General features: G+C 65.7%; 15 protein-coding genes. 4 read left to right on the top strand and 11 right to left on the bottom strand.

Annotated elements, in window-relative coordinates:
* Positions 1-6: 6 nt before the first annotated feature.
* Complete coding sequence (gene purU, locus GR158_RS16130) at positions 7-891, bottom strand: formyltetrahydrofolate deformylase (RefSeq protein ID WP_160871770.1); 885 nt, start codon at positions 889-891, stop codon at positions 7-9.
* 209 nt (positions 892-1,100) lie between these two features.
* Positions 1,101-2,339, bottom strand: coding sequence for a TIGR03862 family flavoprotein (locus tag GR158_RS16125; protein WP_160871769.1), 1,239 nt, complete (start codon positions 2,337-2,339; stop codon positions 1,101-1,103).
* A gap of 112 nt (positions 2,340-2,451) precedes the next feature.
* Here GR158_RS16125 and GR158_RS16120 point away from each other — a divergent pair, with 112 nt between their 5' ends.
* Positions 2,452-2,856, top strand: coding sequence for a cupin domain-containing protein (locus GR158_RS16120; RefSeq protein ID WP_160871768.1), 405 nt, complete (start codon positions 2,452-2,454; stop codon positions 2,854-2,856).
* A 26-nt stretch (positions 2,857-2,882) separates the two neighbouring features.
* Here GR158_RS16120 and GR158_RS16115 read toward each other — a convergent pair whose 3' ends face one another.
* The 8 genes from GR158_RS16115 to lsrA all read right to left on the bottom strand — a co-directional run bounded on the left by GR158_RS16115 (position 2,883) and on the right by lsrA (position 11,886).
* Positions 2,883-4,505 (bottom strand): ABC-F family ATP-binding cassette domain-containing protein, encoded by a 1,623-nt coding sequence (locus GR158_RS16115; protein WP_160871767.1) that lies wholly within the window; start codon positions 4,503-4,505, stop codon positions 2,883-2,885.
* Between the two features lie 100 nt (positions 4,506-4,605).
* Positions 4,606-5,232, bottom strand: a complete 627-nt coding sequence (locus GR158_RS16110) for a class I SAM-dependent methyltransferase (RefSeq protein ID WP_371731696.1) — start codon at positions 5,230-5,232, stop codon at positions 4,606-4,608.
* A gap of 10 nt (positions 5,233-5,242) precedes the next feature.
* Positions 5,243-5,911, bottom strand: coding sequence for an RluA family pseudouridine synthase (locus GR158_RS16105; RefSeq protein WP_160871765.1), 669 nt, complete (start codon positions 5,909-5,911; stop codon positions 5,243-5,245).
* Between the two features lie 84 nt (positions 5,912-5,995).
* A complete protein-coding gene (locus GR158_RS16100) occupies positions 5,996-7,249 on the bottom strand; it encodes a class II aldolase (RefSeq protein WP_160871764.1) in 1,254 nt (417 codons plus the stop codon).
* Positions 7,250-7,315: 66 nt separating this feature from the next.
* The gene (gene lsrB, locus GR158_RS16095; protein WP_160871763.1) at positions 7,316-8,347 is read right to left on the bottom strand and encodes an autoinducer 2 ABC transporter substrate-binding protein LsrB; all 1,032 of its coding nucleotides are present in this window, start codon (positions 8,345-8,347) and stop codon (positions 7,316-7,318) included.
* A gap of 2 nt (positions 8,348-8,349) precedes the next feature.
* Entirely contained in the window at positions 8,350-9,363 is a 1,014-nt protein-coding gene (locus GR158_RS16090; protein WP_160871762.1) for an autoinducer 2 import system permease LsrD, read from the bottom strand.
* Positions 9,360-10,391 carry an autoinducer 2 ABC transporter permease LsrC gene (locus tag GR158_RS16085; protein ID WP_160871761.1) on the bottom strand — a complete coding sequence of 344 codons (1,032 nt, stop codon included), beginning with the start codon at positions 10,389-10,391 and terminating at the stop codon, positions 9,360-9,362. Before GR158_RS16085 ends, GR158_RS16090 begins: the two co-directional genes overlap by 4 nt.
* Entirely contained in the window at positions 10,384-11,886 is a 1,503-nt protein-coding gene (gene lsrA, locus GR158_RS16080) for an autoinducer 2 ABC transporter ATP-binding protein LsrA (RefSeq protein ID WP_160871760.1), read from the bottom strand. The genes GR158_RS16085 and lsrA overlap by 8 nt, the downstream gene beginning before the upstream one ends.
* A 238-nt stretch (positions 11,887-12,124) precedes the next feature.
* Here lsrA and GR158_RS16075 point away from each other — a divergent pair, with 238 nt between their 5' ends.
* Genes GR158_RS16075 through GR158_RS16065 form a run of 3 tightly spaced genes read left to right on the top strand, consistent with a single transcriptional unit; the run spans position 12,125 to position 14,988 of the window.
* Positions 12,125-13,072: a sugar-binding transcriptional regulator gene (locus tag GR158_RS16075; RefSeq protein WP_134648389.1), complete on the top strand. Its 948-nt coding sequence runs from the start codon at positions 12,125-12,127 to the stop codon at positions 13,070-13,072.
* A 6-nt stretch (positions 13,073-13,078) separates the two neighbouring features.
* Positions 13,079-14,641, top strand: coding sequence for an autoinducer-2 kinase (gene lsrK / locus GR158_RS16070; RefSeq protein ID WP_160871759.1), 1,563 nt, complete (start codon positions 13,079-13,081; stop codon positions 14,639-14,641).
* A gap of 41 nt (positions 14,642-14,682) precedes the next feature.
* The gene (locus GR158_RS16065; protein WP_134648391.1) at positions 14,683-14,988 is read left to right on the top strand and encodes an antibiotic biosynthesis monooxygenase; all 306 of its coding nucleotides are present in this window, start codon (positions 14,683-14,685) and stop codon (positions 14,986-14,988) included.
* Positions 14,989-15,026: 38 nt separating this feature from the next.
* Here GR158_RS16065 and GR158_RS16060 read toward each other — a convergent pair whose 3' ends face one another.
* On the bottom strand, positions 15,027-15,671 hold the full coding sequence (locus GR158_RS16060; protein WP_160871758.1) for an alpha/beta hydrolase: 645 nt from the start codon (positions 15,669-15,671) through the stop codon (positions 15,027-15,029).
* Positions 15,672-15,674: the final 3 nt, after the last annotated feature.

Genomic DNA, 15,674 nt, shown 5'->3' with positions numbered 1-15,674 from the left:
TCGTTTTCACCCCATGCGCTCGGAAGCATAGGAGCCCGGGCTCGGCGGGAAGACGATGGTCTTGTTGCCGTTCATGAAGACGCGGTGATGGATGTGGGCGTGCACGGCGCGCGCCAGAACCTGGCTTTCGACGTCACGGCCGATCGAGACATAGTCCTCCGCCGACTGCGCATGCGTGATGCGCGCGACGTCCTGCTCGATGATCGGACCCTCGTCGAGATCCTCCGTGACGTAGTGCGCCGTCGCACCGATCAGCTTCACGCCGCGCTCGAAGGCCTGCTTGTAGGGGTTGGCGCCCTTGAACGACGGCAGGAACGAGTGGTGGATGTTGATGATGCGGCCCGACATCTTCTTGCAGACGGCATCCGACAGCACCTGCATGTAGCGCGCGAGCACGATGAGCTCGGCGCCGGACTGCTCGACCACTTCCATCAGGCGCGCCTCGGCCTGCGGCTTGTTCTCCTTCGTCACCTTGATGTGGTAGAAGGGCAGGTCGTGATTGACGATGACCTTCTGGTAATCGAAGTGGTTGGAGACGACGCCGACGATGTCGATCGGCAGCGCGCCGATCTTCCAGCGATAGAGCAGGTCGTTGAGGCAATGGCCGAAGCGCGAGACCATGAGCAGCACCTTCATGCGCTCCTCGCTCGAATGGAACTGGTAGTTCATGTCGAAGGGCTTGGCGACCGGCGCGAAGCCTGCCGTGATGTCCTCCTCCGGCACACCGCCCTCGTTGGTGAAGGTGAGGCGCATGAAGAACAGGCCGGTCTCCAGATCGTCGAACTGCGAGCTGTCGACGATGTTGCATTCCTTCTCGGCGAGATAGCCGGTGATCGCAGCAACGATGCCGCGGGTCGATTGGCAGGAAACGGTCAGGACGTGGCTGGTCATCGGTTCTTTTCTCATGTTCGGCCGGCGCGCGCGTGGCCCCGGCAATCCCCTGTCTGAGGCCGCAACGACGGCTTGGCGCATATTTCAGGTGGTTGGCGACAGTGCAAGCCCCTGGAATGGCCAAAAGCTACGCTGTCGCTTGCCGCGACTCCTTCCGGTTCGCGACATCCAGTGCGTCGAAATTGCCACGCGGCAAGCGAAAGCCTCCGCTAGCGGGCGGGAGCACCCTCAAATGCGGCTTCGAGGCCCGAAAGCCAGCGATCCAGACCGTTTGCCGCCGCGCGTCCGCTTGCAAGGCAGGCGGTCAGGAGATAGCCGCCGGTCGGGGCCTCCCAGTCGAGCATTTCGCCTGCGACGAAAACGCCCGGCAGCGCCTTGAGCATGAAGGCCGCGTCGATGGCATCGAATGCGACGCCGCCGGCCGACGAAATCGCTTCGGCGATCGGGCGCGGCCGCACGAGCCGGACCGGCACCGCCTTGATGGCGGCCGCCAGCGCGGCGGGGGAGAGTGCCGCGCTATCGGCAAAGCCCTCGCGCAGAAGCGCCGCCTTCACACCGTCGAGCCCCGCCCCTTTGCGCAGCCGGCTGGAGAAGCTCGCCTTGCCGCCCTGCCGTGCCAGATCGCTTTCCAGTCGCTCAGCGCTGCGGCCGGGCGCCAGATCGAGCATCAGCGTCGCCGCCCCCGTTTCCTCCAGCGCATCGCGCAGCACCGCGGCATGGGCATAGATCAGGCTGCCTTCCACGCCCGTCTTCGAAATCACGAACTCGCCCGGGATGGTGCCGGCCGCCGACTGCGCCGTCACGCCCTTGACCGGCGCCCCGGCGAATTTCTCCGTGAAGAAGGCCGACCAGTCCACGTCGAAACCGCAATTGGCCGGACGGAACGGCGCCAGCGCCACGCCCTTCGCGGCAAGCATGTCGACCCAGCCGGCATCCGAACCGAGCCGCGGCCAGCTTGCGCCGCCGAGCGCCAGAAGCACCGCATCGAAGGCCATGGTCCCGGGCCCTTCCGGCGTCTCGATCGAAAGCCCGCCCGGCGCAAAACCGGTCCAGCGATGGCGCACGCGGATGTCGACGTCCTGCGCCTCCAGACGCGCGCGCCAGGCACGCAGCAGCGGCGAAGCCTTCATCACCGTCGGGAAGACACGGCCGGACGTGCCGACGAAGGTTTCCGTGCCGAGGCCCTGCGCCCAGGCCCGCATATCCTGCGGCGTGAAACCATCGAGTGCCGGCCGCAACCGTTCATTGGCGGCACCGAAACGGGTGACGAAGCGGTCGTAGGGCTCCGCGTGGGTGAGGTTCAGGCCGGATTTGCCGGCAAGCAGGAATTTCCGCCCGATGGTGGGCATGGCCTCCAGCACGGTGACAGCGTGGCCGCGCGCCGACAGCACCTCCGCCGCCATCAGCCCGGCCGGCCCGCCGCCGACGATCCCGATCCGCTTGCCCATCGCACACCCGCCTTCAAACCCGTCGCCGTTCTCATAGAGGCTCCGCGGCGACCGCGCCAGTGATCGCGGCCCGTCCGGCGTGTAGGATAACGGCAGCGAATCGGAGACAGCCATGGATATCAGACGCAACGGCACCAGCCCCTCCACATCGGGCCCGGCGGATTACTTCACCGGCAATGTGCGCCTCGACACGCCGTTCAAGGCGGAAGCGCCGGGCCGCGCCGGCGGCGCGATCGTGACATTCGAACCCGGCGCGCGCACCGCCTGGCACACCCATCCCCTCGGCCAGCTGGTCATCGTCACTGCCGGACTTGGCTGGGCGCAGCGCGAGGGCGGGCCCATCGAGGAAATCCGCCCGGGCGATGTCGTGTGGTTTCCGCCGGGTGAAAAACACTGGCACGGCGCCACAGACAGGACCGCCATGACCCATGTCGCCATCGCCGAAGCCGAGAACGGCTCACCGGTGACATGGCTGGAGAAGGTCACGGACGAGCAGTATCACGGCAAGACCGCCTGACAGGCAGGCGCTCGCCTGCCGATGCCTCAGGCGTGCAAGCCCGGCGCCTCCTGGCCGGTCTGCGCGACATATTCCGTATAGCCGCCGGGATATTGATGCACGTCGTCGCCGTTGATTTCCAGAACACGGTTCGACAAAGCGCCGAGGAAGTGACGATCATGCGAGACGAAGAGCATGGTGCCCTCATAGTCCGAGAGCGCCTTGATCAGCATTTCCTTCGTGTCGAGGTCGAGGTGGTTGGTCGGCTCGTCGAGGATGAGGAAGTTCGGCGGATCGAACAGCATCGCCGCCATGACGAGGCGCGCTTTCTCGCCGCCTGACAGCACCCGGCACTTCTTTTCGACGTCGTCGCCGGAAAAGCCGAAGCAGCCGGCCAGCGTGCGCAACGGCCCCTGGCCGGCCCGCGGAAACTCCGCCTCCAGCCATTCGAACACCGTCAGGTCGCCGTCAAGCAGATCCATCGCATGCTGTGCAAAATAGCCGACCTTGACGCTCGCGCCCACGGTCACGCTGCCGCTGTCAGGTTCGGCCGCCCCCGCGACGAGCTTCAGCAGCGTCGACTTGCCCGCACCGTTGACGCCCATCACGCACCAGCGCTCGCGCCGGCGGACGAGGAAGCTGAAATCCCGGTAGATCGCCCGGCTGCCGTAGCTCTTGTCGATGTTGCGGATATTGACGACGTCCTCGCCGGAGCGCGGCGCCGGCTGGAACTCGAACATCACGGTCTGGCGCCGCCGCGGCGGCTCGACGCGCTCGATCTTGTCGAGCTTCTTCACGCGGCTCTGCACCTGCGCGGCATGGGAGGCGCGCGCCTTGAAGCGCTCGATGAACTTGATCTCCTTGGCGAGCATCGCCTGCTGGCGTTCGAACTGCGCCTGCTGCTGTTTTTCGTTTTGCGCGCGCTGCTGCTCGTAGAAGCCGTAATCGCCCGAATAGGTGTTGAGCGAGCCGGCATCGATCTCGATGATCTTCGTCACGATGCGGTTCATGAACTCGCGGTCGTGCGAGGTCATCAGGAGCGCGCCGTCGTAGTTTTTCAGGAACTGCTCCAGCCAGATCAGGCTTTCCAGATCAAGGTGGTTGCTCGGCTCGTCGAGCAGCATGACGTCCGGGCGCATCAGCAGGATGCGGGCAAGCGCCACGCGCATCTTCCAGCCCCCGGAGAGCTTGCCGACATCGCCGTCCATCATCTCCTGGCTGAAGCTCAGGCCCGCCAGAACCTCGCGCGCCCGGCTTTCCAGCCCGTAGCCATCGAGCTCCTCGTAGCGCGCCTGCACCTCGCCGTAGCGTTCGATGATCTCGTCCATCTCGTCGAGGCGGTCGGGATCGACCATGGCGGCCTCGAGTTCGCGCAGTTCGGCGGCGACGGAACTGACCGGCCCTGCCCCATCCATCACCTCGGTGACGGCACTGCGGCCCGCCATCTCGCCGACATCCTGGCTGAAATAGCCGATCGAGACGTTCTTCTCGACGGAGACCTGCCCCTCGTCGGGCTGCTCCTGCCCGGTGATCATGCGAAACAGCGTCGTCTTGCCGGCGCCGTTCGGCCCGACAAGCCCGATCTTCTCGCCGCGATTGAGCGCGGCGGCCGCCTCGATGAAGAGAATGCGATGGCTGTTGGACTTGCTGATATTCTCGATGCGGATCATGGAAACGGGCCTCGTCGTGTGCCAGCCCTATGCCATGACGCAGCGCAAAAAGTCCACGCATTCGTCGCAGATGGCCGCACAATCCGGGGGCCGAGCCCGCCTAGCCCGCCGGCGCGGCGATCTTCGCCTTGACGAACACGTCGTAGCGCGTGCTCTTTCCGATGATCTGGTGGGAGGGCCTGCGTATGCCCGCCATGGGTTCCGCCCGCAGCGGCCATTTCAGCACGACGCGGTTCTGCGCGGCTTCGAGCGCGGCCTGCATCAGCTCCACGGCATCGGGGTCGGCACCGACGATATCGCGGATCAGCCGCATCTCCTTCTTCACCAGCGCCGTCTTGTCGCGTGGCGGATGCATCGGGTCGATCAGCACGACCTGCGGCGCCAGCCCAGCCAGCAGTTCGCGGGAATCGCCGTGGATGAGCGTCATGCGCCCGACCGTCTCGGCATAGCGCCCGCCTTCCGCCCGCGCCCGCGCGATGCCCTCGGCAAGCAGCGCATGCATCTGTTCGGAGCGCTCGATGAGCGTGACCCGCGCGCCGAGCGATGCCAGCAGAAACGCGTCCCGCCCCAGGCCCGCCGTCGCATCCACGATGTCAGGCGTGACGCCCGGGGAAAAGCCCGCGGCCTTTGCCAGCCCCTGCCCGCGCCCTTCGCCCGAACGGAAGCGGTGGCCGACGGCTCCACCGACGAAATCGACGATCAATGGCGATTTTTCGAGTTTCTGCACGCTGTCGGTCTCAGAAGGGAACGGGAGCCCGGTAGGTGACCTCCGAGCCATCGGGATGGCGGAAGCCCAGTTCCTCCGCATGCAGATGCAAGCGGTTCACGCTCGAAAGCGCAAGACCGTCCGCGTAGAATTCATCGCCGAGGATGACATGGCCGAGCGCTTTCATGTGCACCCGCAGCTGATGGGTGCGGCCGGTCAGCGGAAAGAGCCGCAGCCGTGTCGTGGTCTCGCCGCGCGCCATCACCTCAAAGCGCGTGCGGGCCGGCTTGCCGTTTTCGAAATCCACGCGGTGCCGCGGCTTGTTCTCGGGGTCGATCGCCAGCGGCAGATCGATCTCGCCCGCCTCGTCCGCAACCCGCCCCCAGACCACGGCCACATAGGACTTGCGCGTGGTGCGCTCCTCGAACTGCCGGGCCACGAAGGCATGGGCCTTGCGATTGCGCGAGAAGACGACGACGCCGGACGTGTCCTTGTCCAGCCGATGCACGATCAGCGCCTGCGGCGATGACGCCTGCACCCGTGTCAGCAGGCTGTCCTGCAGCGCGGGATGCCGTCCGGGTACAGAAAGCAGCCCGCTCGGCTTGTCATAGACGAGCAGATCGGCATCGCGGTGAAGCAGCGACAGATAGGGCTCCAGCGGCGGATGATAGACCGGCGCATCTTCCGAGTAAGAATTCATCGCGCGCCATTAGCACGTTTCCCGAGCCTTGTGCATCAGCAGCGCGCAGGCGGCCCCTTGGCGAACAAGGGGCCCGCTCCGGCGCTAATTCACGCCGACCTTCAGCTTGGCCTGCTCCAGCGACCAGTATTCCATGTCGAACAGGTCGGCCTCGCCGATGGGGGTGAAGCGGCCATAGGCTTCGGCGGCGTTGATGGCGCGTGTCGCCTGCTCGCAGAGATCGCCGCCGATCACGGCGGCCTTGGCGCTCGCACCCAGCGCGTAGACCCCCTTGTTCCTGACGAGGACGACGCGCGGATAAACGTCGAGCATCTGCTTCGGCTCGCTGGTGCGCGTGGCGTTTCGCGCGAAATAAGCCCTGTAGCGCTCGGCATAGGCGGCAAGCGCCGCATCGATCGCGGCGGCATCCGCATCGGCGTCGATGACCATCGGCCACGGTTTGATGCGGATGACGTGATCGGGCGTCACCGTGCCGCGCAGGCCGATCTCCTCGACGTCAGCCTTGCCCGCATGGGCGCGGATGGCGGCGGTGGAGCGATAATCCAGGAAGACGCCCTTTGCGAAAGGCGAGCCGTCACGGACAAGCGCCGTCTCCAGCCGCGCCCTGAGCGCCATGTCCTCCGGGCCGTCGCTGGGCTGCGGGCCGGAGAGCGCCACACCCTTCCGGGCAAGCTCCTGCTCGGCCATGGTGACGAATTCGATCATCAGTTCGTAGGAGGCGCGGGCACCGTCGGCGAAGGTGAAAAGGCCGTGATTCTCCAGCCAGAGGCCCTCGCAGCCGGGATGCTCGCGATAGATGCGGTCGGCGACGATGGAAAGGTCGAAGCCCGGCATGACATAGGGCACATAGGCGAGCCGCTCGCCATAGACGCGCCGGACCGTCTCGCGCATGTCCGGCTGGTCGGCCAGCGCCAGGATGGCCGTCGCATGGGTATGGTCGACGAAGGCGAAGGGCAGGAAGGCGTGCAGCAGCGCCTCGACGGACGGGTTGGGCGCGTCCGCATCGATCAGGCTGGCGCGCAGCAGCGACACCATGTCGGGGTCGGAAAGCCTGGGTCCATTGCGGGTTTCCAGCAATGGTTCGAGACCCACGGCCGGCAGGCCCGGCGCCTCGATCGTGTCGAGGTCCCAGCCGCTGCCCTTGATATGCATCAGCGCCTCGCTCGTCGCAGACGTGACCTTGACGGAGGTGTTTCCGCCGCCGTGCAGCACGAGATCGGGATCGCCGCCGATGATGCGCGAGGTATAGATGCGAAGGCCAAGCGCCTCGCTCTGTCCTGCCGCCAGCGCGGCCTCCACGTAGCGGGCTGCGGTCTCGTCGTTCCAGCGGCTTTTCATGCGTATCGTCCTGTCTTTGGAAATGGGTACGGCGGGCGGCCGAAGCCGCCCGCCGCGTATGCGGGATCAGAAGTCGAAGTTGGCGATATTGTCCTTGGTGAAGACCGTGCGCTCGGGAAGCAGGATGATGCCGTTGCCGTCGGCCTCGTAGTCGTAGCCCTGGACCTTGTTGGCCGAGACTTCGACGGTGCCGACGCCGGGGATTTCCAGCTTGTCGCCGACCTTCATCGGGCCATTCTTCAGGACATGATCGGCAACATAGACCGAGATCTTGCCCTGCTGCGTGACATCCCACAGGCCGAAGCGCTGGATGGTGCCGCGCTCGATATAGGGGCGCATGACATTGGGCGTGGAGAAGCCGACGATGGTGACGCCCGCGGCACGCTTCAGGTTTTCGGCAGCCTGCGCGGCGGCCGGCAGGGCATTGGCATCGGGCGCGATGATCGCATCGAGATCCGGATAGGTCTGCAGGATGCTTTCGGCCGTCTGCAGCGACTTCTGCGCGTCGTTATAGCCGTATTGCGTGGTGACGATTTCCCAGCCCGGATGCTCCTTGGCGATCTTCGCCTTGGCGGCTTCGGCCCAGGCGTTCTGGTCGGTCACGGTCGGGCTGGAATAGAAGAAGGCGACCTTTGCCTTTTCCTTCGTCACGCCTTCGGCCGCCATGTCGACGAGCAGGCCGCCAAGCTGCTCGGGCGTGCCCTGGTTGATGTAGTAGCTGCGGCAATCCGGGTTGACGTCGCTGTCCCAGGTCATGACGAGTACGCCGCGGTCCATGGCGCGCTTCAGCGCCGGGCACAGGCCGTCCGGCGAGACGGAGGAGACGATCAGCGCATTGTAGCCCTGGTTGACGAAGTTGTTGATGAACTGCACCTGGCCGGAAACGCTGGGTTCCGTCGGGCCATCATAGGTGACCTTCACGCCGAGCTCCTCGCCGGCCTTCGTCGCGCCGGCGCCGCCGGAGGTGAAGAAGCCGACACCCACCAGCTTGGGGATGAAGGCGATCTGGTTTTCGGCATGGGCCGTGCCCGAGGCGAGCATGGTGCCGGCAACGAGCGCGGCGGCCAGAGCACCGGATTTCAACATGGACTTGATCATTCTCATTCTCCTCCTGAAGTGACTGCCGCCCGGGATTTTTTCTGTTGCCGGGCGACGGCGATGAAATCGGCCAGCATGGCGCTTCCGTGGCGCAATGCGACCGCGACAACCAGCAACCCTCCCGAAAGTGCGCTGGAAATCTGGCTGGGCACACCGGTGGCCTGCAGGCCCTGCTGCAGGTAGCCGATGACGAAGGTGGCAATCAGCGTGCCGAGGATGGAGCCCTGGCCGCCATAGATCGAGGCGCCGCCAAGCACGGCGGCTGTAACCGCCGGCAGCAGCGTCGCCGAACCGAGGTCCACGCGGGCCGAACCGAAATAGGCCGACATGACGAGACCGGCGATGGCGGCCGAAACGCCGGTGATGACATAGGTGATGGTCTGTACGCGCCCGACCGGGATGCCGGCAAAGCGCGCGGCACTTTCCGACTGGCCGGACAGGAAGACGGCGCGGCCGAAACGCGTGAAATGCAAAAGCACGATCAGCACCAGCGCGAGCACAAGGAACAGCGCCAGCGGCGCCGGCAGGCCGAGAACCTGGGCATAACCGAAGGCGTTGAAGGCATCCGGGAAGTTGCCGATGCCCTCGTAGCCGCCCGCGCCGACAAGACCCGACGCGACCGTCGCGGTGCCCTGGAAGAGATAGAGGCTGCCGAGTGTCACGACGAGCGGCTGGATCTTCGACAGATGGATGACGGTGGCGTTGAGCAGCCCGCACAGCGCACCGGCGACGAGCGCCAGCGCAATCGAGAGCGGCAGCGGCACGCCGTAGAAGGTGGCGACGCCGAAGACGATGGCGGCAAGGCCGATCACCGAGGCGAAGGACACATCGATGCCGCCGGCGATGATGACCAGGGTGAGCGGCAGGGCGACGATACCGATCTGCACGAAATCCGAGGTGCCGTAGATCAGGTTCGCGACGTTGAGGAAACGCGGATTGATGATGCCGAAGATGACGAGTTCGGCGACCAGCATGACGAGGAGCGCGGTCTCCCAGCGGAAGATCAGCTTTTTCATCGGCCCGCCTCCACGGTCTGTGCCGTTGTCGTTTCATCGGATGGAACGGGGCCGCGCGCATGCACGGCGTAGCGGCGGGCACGGATGCGCCGGTCGATGATCTGGCGGATGCGCCCGTCGAGCAAAAGCACCGAAAGCAGGATGGCGCCGGCAATGAAGTCGTTCCAGTAGGCCGGGATCTTCAGGAAGACGAGCGCGCTGTCGATGGAGGTTATGAAGATGACGGCGGAAAACACGCCCGCGACCGAGCCGGTGCCGCCGAGCAGGCTGACGCCGCCGAGCACGTTGACGGCGATCGCCTTCAGCTCGACACCGTTGCCGGCCTGGTTGGGAATGAAGCCGATCTGCGCGGCGAAGACGAGGCCAGCAAGTGCGGCGCAAAGGCCCGTCGCGACGAAGGCCGTGAACTGCACGCGCCGGACGGGCACGCCGAGATGGTGGGCGGCGGCGCGGTTGTCGCCGACGGCGTAGAAATAGCGGCCGAAGCGTGTCTTGCGCAGGACATGCCAGGCGAGCGCGACGAGAAGAAGCACGACGACGGTCAGCGCCGAGAAGCCGAAGCCGAGATTGCCGGCGAGCGCCTTCAGGCCCTGCGGCAGGTCCTCGATCCAGCGCCCGCCCGTCAGCACCAGCATGATGCCGCGATAAAGGCCGAGCGTACCGAGCGTGGCGACGATGGAGGGTATGCCGAGATAGGCGACCATCAACCCGTTGAAGGCGCCTGCGGCGGCGCCGGTCATCAGGCAGAAGACGATGGCGAGCGGCAGGCCGGCGCCGGCATTGAGCGAGAGGCCCAGCACGGCGGCGCTGAGGCCCAGCACGGAGCCGCTGGACACATCGATGTTGCGCGTGAGGATGACGATCATCGTGCCGAGCGAAATCAGCATCAAGACGAGGCTGTTGGAGATGACGACCGAGGCGGTTGCGCCCGAGAGATAGCCGGGCGCGGCCGCGCCGATGGCCGCATAGGCGACGGCGAGCACGACGATGAGCGTTGCAACGCGGTTGCGAGCGAAAAGATCAAGCATGACGGGCCTCCGAAGCGCCGAAGGCGAGCCGGGCGATGGCGTCGACGGAGATATTGTCCGTGAGCGCCCCGCCGGACTGGCCGAACGCCATGACCTCCACCCGGTCGGCAAGCTGCTCGATCTCGTCGAAATCCGAGGAAATGAGGATGATGGCCACGCCCTCGGCGGCAAGCTTGCGGATAAGATCGTAGATATCGTTGCGCGCCGCCACGTCGACGCCGCGCGTCGGCTCGTCGAGGATCAGCACCTTCGGCCGGGCCGACAGGCACTTCGCCAGCAGAACCTTCTGCTGGTTGCCGCCAGAAAGGCCACGCGCCTCCTGTCCGGGACCCGTGCACTTGATGCCCATGGAGGACCGGAACGTTTCGAAGACCTTGCGCTCGGCGCCCGGGCGCAGGAAGAACGGCAGGCGATGCACGAGATAGGACGAGACATTCCAGAACAGCGGCGCTTCCAGAAAGAGGCCGTGCTGCTGGCGGTCCTCCGGCAGGTAGACGAGGCCGCGGTCGATGCAGACGCGCGGCGAACGCTTCTTCATCTCGGCACCGTCGAAGACGACGCTGCCCGCCGTCTGGGGACGCAGGCCGAACAGCGTTTCGGCGAATTCGGTGCGGCCCGCGCCAACCACGCCGGCAAGGCCGAGGATCTCCCCCGCCCGGACATCGAGGCTGATATTGCGGAAGCCCTCGCCGCTCAGGCCGCGCACGCCGAGGCGCGGCTGGCCGATCTGCGAGACCTTGCGGCCGGTGCGGTCCTTGCCGGATGCCTCGGTGATCTGCACCCGGCTCATCGCATCGATGATCTCGGCGTCGCTGTAGCTGTCGAGCGAACCGGACAGCACGATGACGCCGTCGCGCAGAACGCTGATCGTGCGGCAGATTTCGCGGATTTCCCGCAGCTTGTGCGAAATGAAGAAGATGCCGACGCCCTGGGCCTGCAACTTGCGTACCCGCTGGAACAGCGCATTCGTCTCGAAGGGTGTCAGCGCCGATGTAGGTTCGTCGAGGATGAGCACGCGCGCATCGCGCACGAGGCCGCGCAGGATTTCGACGATCTGCCGCTCGGCGATTTCGAGTGCTGCGGCCTGCGCATCGAGATCGAGCGACACCGCAAGCTCGGCCACCAGCTGCGCGACGCGCGGGCGCAGCGCCCGTGGCGAGGCGGAAAGGCCGAGGCAGATGTTTTCCAGAACGCTCTGGTTGGGCAGGATATGCGCTTCCTGCGGCACCAGATAGAGGCCAAGCTCCTGCGCATGGGCGGGTGAGGCCTGAGTGAGCGGCCGGCCGTTGATTTCGATTGCGCCGGAATTGGCCGCAATGACGCCCGACATGATCTTCATGAGGCTCGACTTGCCCGCACCGTTGCCGCCGAGAAGCGCGTGCACCTCCCCTGCCTGCAAGGCGAGCGAAACGCCCTTCAGCACCGGGACGGCACCGTAGGACTTCCAGATATCCGTCAGCTGCGCGACCCTCCCGGTCGCCGCTTGATCCGTCATTCTGCACCTGTTCATATGTAATTCACGGCAATCATGTGATCACAGTGATGAGGAGCCGTCAATATGCTCAAATAGCGTCGACGCGTCGAAGAAGCCCGATATTGCACTGCAAAATATGATTTGTCGGCGAAAATCAATGCATTGCCTGCGCGAAGAATTTTTCGCCACCGGAACGCGTTGACGTATCAAAAGTTTTTTTGCTATTCAAATGATCAGAAAATGACCGAAAGGGCGCTTGATGGCGACGGATAACGGGGAATGGAGTTATGCCGATACGGACGAGGAAATCCTCACCCGCATCGCCTGGTACTATTACAACGACGGACTGACGCAGAACGAGATCGGCGAAAAACTGAACATGTCGCGCATCAAGGTGTCGCGCCTGCTCGAAAGCGGCCGCCGTTCCGGCATCATCCAGGTGCGCATCAACTCGCGTTATCAGGGCTGCCTCACCCTCGAACGGCAGATCAAGGAACGCTACGGGCTGCTCGAGGCCTATGTCGTGCCGCAGCTGCCCGATCAGGACCCGAGCGACCGGCTGGGTCAGGCCGCCGCGCAGTTCCTGATGCAGCGCCTCCAGACCGATGACCTGCTGGCCGTCGGCTGGGGGGCTACCGTCTCCAACACGATCCAGCGCCTTGGCCATCTCGCCAACGAGCGCAATATCGGCCTCGTCAGCCTCACCGGCGGCGTCAGCACCTATGTCGACGGCATGCGCACCGCCAACTGGGGCAGCGGCGTGCATCTGGTGCCGGCACCGCTCGTCGTGCGCGACCCGGACGTGGCGCGCAATCTTTCCTCCGAACCGGCCGTCGCGAACCTGCTCGACATGGCGCTCAACGCCACCTACCAGCTCGTCGGCATCGGCGAGCTTTCCGCTGCCTCGACGGTGGTGCGGGCCGGCTATGTCAGCCCCGACGAGGTGGAGCCGCTGCGCCGCAAGGGCGCGGTCGGCGATATCCTCTGCCAGTTCTACAACGAGCGCGGCGAAGCGCTCGACCTGCCCCTGCACGACCGGGTGATCGGCGTGAAGCTCGCGGGGCTCTCGCGCGCCGAAAAGGTCGTGGCGGCGGCCGGCGGCATCCAGAAGGTCCAGGCCATCCACGCCGCGCTGCGCGGAAAGTTCGTCGGCATCCTCATCACGGACGAGACGACGGCCGCCGGCCTCCTCGAAATCAAGGACTGAACCGCCATGACGACGACATATCTGCTGGCCGTCGATGCCGGCACCGGCAGCGGCCGGGCCGTGATCTTCGACGAGAACGGCAACCAGATCGCCAGCGCCCAGCACGAATGGTGGCACAAGACCGATCCGAGGTTCCCCGGCTCGATGGATTTCGACGTGGAGGGCAACTGGGCGCTCCTATCGCGCGCCATCCGGCAGGCGATCGCCGAGGCCGGCATAACGGCCGCCGATATCCGCGCCGTCAGCGCCACCAGCATGCGCGAGGCCATCGTCGCCTATGATCGCGGCGGACGGGAAATCTGGGCCTGCGCCAATGTCGACAGCCGCGCCGTCAGCGAAGTGCGCGACCTCAAGCGCGATTTTCCGGGCCTCGAAAGCGAGCTTTATGCGCAAAGCGGCCAGACCTTTGCGCTCGGCGCACTGCCGCGCCTGCTCTGGCTGAAGCGCAACCTGCCCGACGTCTATGCCCGCATCGACCGGATCAGCATGCTGTCCGACTGGGTGCTCGCACGCCTGTCCGGCGTCATCGCCAGCGATCCGTCCAATGCGGGAACGACCGGGCTCTACAGTCTTGCGAAACGCGACTGGCTGCCGGAAGCGATGGCCAAGGCCGGCATGCGCGACGATATCTTCCCCGTAAGCGTCGAGCCCGGCACGGTCATCGGCCGCGTCACGGAGAAGGCGGCCGACGAGACCGGCCTAGCGCCCGGCACGCCCGTCGTCATGGGCGGTGGCGACTGCCAGAGCGGGGCGGCCGCCATCGGCGTCGTCAACGAGGGCGACTGCGCCGTGCTCGGCGGCACCTTCTGGCAGCAGGTGGTGAATGTCGGCCTCGATGTCTCCGACCCGTCCATGGACCTGCGCATCAATCCGCATGTCGTCACCGGCCTCAACCAGGCCGAAGCGATCAGCTTCTTCGTCGGCATCGTCATGCGCTGGTTCCGCGACAGTTTCGGCGCCGAGGAACTGGCGGCGGCCGGCCCCGGCGGCGATGCCTACCGGCTGCTGGAGGAGAAGGCTGCGAAGGTGCCGGTCGGCGCGCATGGCATCATCCCAGTCTTTTCCGACGTCATGCATTACGGCAACTGGTATCACGCAGCCCCTTCGCTGCTGAACCTCTCCATCGATCCCGAAAAATCCGGCAAGGCCGCGATCTTCCGCGCCCTGCAGGAGAATGCGGCCATCGTCGCGGCGCGCAATCTCGCCGCCATCTTCAAGCTGTCGGGCAGGACGCCCGACAAGATCGTCTTCGCCGCCGGCGCATCGAAATCCGCCCATTGGTCGCAGATCCTGTCGAGCGCCACGGGCCTTCCCGTCGTCACACCCGTCGTGAAGGAAGCGACCGCGCTCGGCTGCGCGGCGGCCGCGGCCATCGGCATCGGCCTGCGTCGGGATTTCGTCGAGGCGGCGGATGGCTGGGTGCGCTGGGACAGGCACTTCGAGCCGGATTTCACGCACAAGGCCGTCTATGACGAGGCGGGCGAACGCTGGGCGCGGGCCTATGCGCTGCAACGCCAGCTCGTCGACGAGGGCGTTACCACCGCCATGTGGAAAGCGCCGGGCCTTTGACCCCTTCATTCAGGACTTCAACAGATAACAGGGAATAAGACATGCTCATCCAGATGGTCAGCATCAACGTCAAGCCGGGCCATGCCGCGGAGTTTCTCGAGGCGTTCCGCATCAATTACGAGGGCACGCGGCAGGAGCCGGGGAATGTGCGCTTCGACGTGCTTCGCAATCCCGAGGACGAGAACAGCTTCACGATCTACGAGGTGTTCACCTCGCCCGAAGCCGTCGACGAACACCGCAAGACCGCGCATTACCAGGAATGCGTGCGCCGCATCGACCCGATCCTCGCCGGCCCGCGCACCAAGACCTTCTATCAGGTCGAAATGGCCGATTTCCTGGGCGAATGAGCAAGGCACCGGGCGCGAACCAGCGCCCGGTTCGGCGGCTACCACCAGCTTTGATGCGATAGGCCGCGCAGCATCGTCTCGAACTGCGCGATCTCGGTTGCCGAGACCTCGTGCGACCTGTCCGGCAGAACATCGCAATGAAGCTTTGCGCGGGCGCGGGCGAGCGCTGCGGCTGCCTGGGCAAAGGCATCGACGGGGATCCAGGGATCCTTGTCGGAGCCGGTCAGATAGGCCGGCAGCCGATCGAGATCGGCGAAGGGCCGGTCGCAATCCGGCGTGCCGACGCGGCATCCCGTCAGGCTTGCGAGCGCACCGTTCCACGGGCCGTGCCGCATTGCATATTCGATGGAAAGGCACGCCCCCTGGCTGAAGCCGCCGATCAGGAGCGGCCTGGCATGATCCTTCGCGCCCGAGAGATCGCCGACAAGCTGCCTGACATAGGCGATCGACTGCTCGAGCTGTTTGCGGGTGCGATCCGTCAGCACATCCGTCGCGCGCGCATCATACCAGCTGTTGCCGCGGGCCCGGGGCAGCACGAAGGCCACGCCCGGCGCCTTCAGCCTGGAAATCACCTGCTCGACCATATCCTCGGGCGACTGGGTCCGCCCGTGGATGAAGACGCAGTGCACCAGGGCCTCCCCGGGGCTCGCGCCGAGGAGGAGTGGCGTGTCATGGTTCGACATGGC

The sequence above is a fragment of the Shinella sp. AETb1-6 genome, from assembly GCF_009826875.1.
Classification (GTDB): Bacteria; Pseudomonadota; Alphaproteobacteria; order Rhizobiales; family Rhizobiaceae; genus Shinella; species Shinella sumterensis.
Note: the sequence above shows the minus strand (reverse complement) of the source record. Positions and strands in the feature narration are given on the sequence as shown.

Excerpts from the sequence above, each read along its gene's own strand:
- lsrB (WP_160871763.1), bottom strand. The coding sequence starts at position 8,347 with ATGATCAAGTCCATGTTGAAATCCGGTGCTCTGGCCGCCGCGCTCGTT.
- GR158_RS16090 (WP_160871762.1), bottom strand. The coding sequence starts at position 9,363 with ATGAAAAAGCTGATCTTCCGCTGGGAGACCGCGCTCCTCGTCATGCTG.
- GR158_RS16060 (WP_160871758.1), bottom strand. The coding sequence starts at position 15,671 with ATGTCGAACCATGACACGCCACTCCTCCTCGGCGCGAGCCCCGGGGAG.
- GR158_RS16085 (WP_160871761.1), bottom strand. The coding sequence starts at position 10,391 with ATGCTTGATCTTTTCGCTCGCAACCGCGTTGCAACGCTCATCGTCGTG.
- GR158_RS16075 (WP_134648389.1), top strand. The coding sequence starts at position 12,125 with ATGGCGACGGATAACGGGGAATGGAGTTATGCCGATACGGACGAGGAA.
- purU (WP_160871770.1), bottom strand. The coding sequence starts at position 891 with ATGACCAGCCACGTCCTGACCGTTTCCTGCCAATCGACCCGCGGCATC.
- lsrA (WP_160871760.1), bottom strand. The coding sequence starts at position 11,886 with ATGACGGATCAAGCGGCGACCGGGAGGGTCGCGCAGCTGACGGATATC.
- GR158_RS16100 (WP_160871764.1), bottom strand. The coding sequence starts at position 7,249 with ATGAAAAGCCGCTGGAACGACGAGACCGCAGCCCGCTACGTGGAGGCC.
- GR158_RS16125 (WP_160871769.1), bottom strand. The coding sequence starts at position 2,339 with ATGGGCAAGCGGATCGGGATCGTCGGCGGCGGGCCGGCCGGGCTGATG.
- GR158_RS16065 (WP_134648391.1), top strand. The coding sequence starts at position 14,683 with ATGCTCATCCAGATGGTCAGCATCAACGTCAAGCCGGGCCATGCCGCG.
- GR158_RS16105 (WP_160871765.1), bottom strand. The coding sequence starts at position 5,911 with ATGAATTCTTACTCGGAAGATGCGCCGGTCTATCATCCGCCGCTGGAG.
- lsrK (WP_160871759.1), top strand. The coding sequence starts at position 13,079 with ATGACGACGACATATCTGCTGGCCGTCGATGCCGGCACCGGCAGCGGC.
- GR158_RS16115 (WP_160871767.1), bottom strand. The coding sequence starts at position 4,505 with ATGATCCGCATCGAGAATATCAGCAAGTCCAACAGCCATCGCATTCTC.
- GR158_RS16120 (WP_160871768.1), top strand. The coding sequence starts at position 2,452 with ATGGATATCAGACGCAACGGCACCAGCCCCTCCACATCGGGCCCGGCG.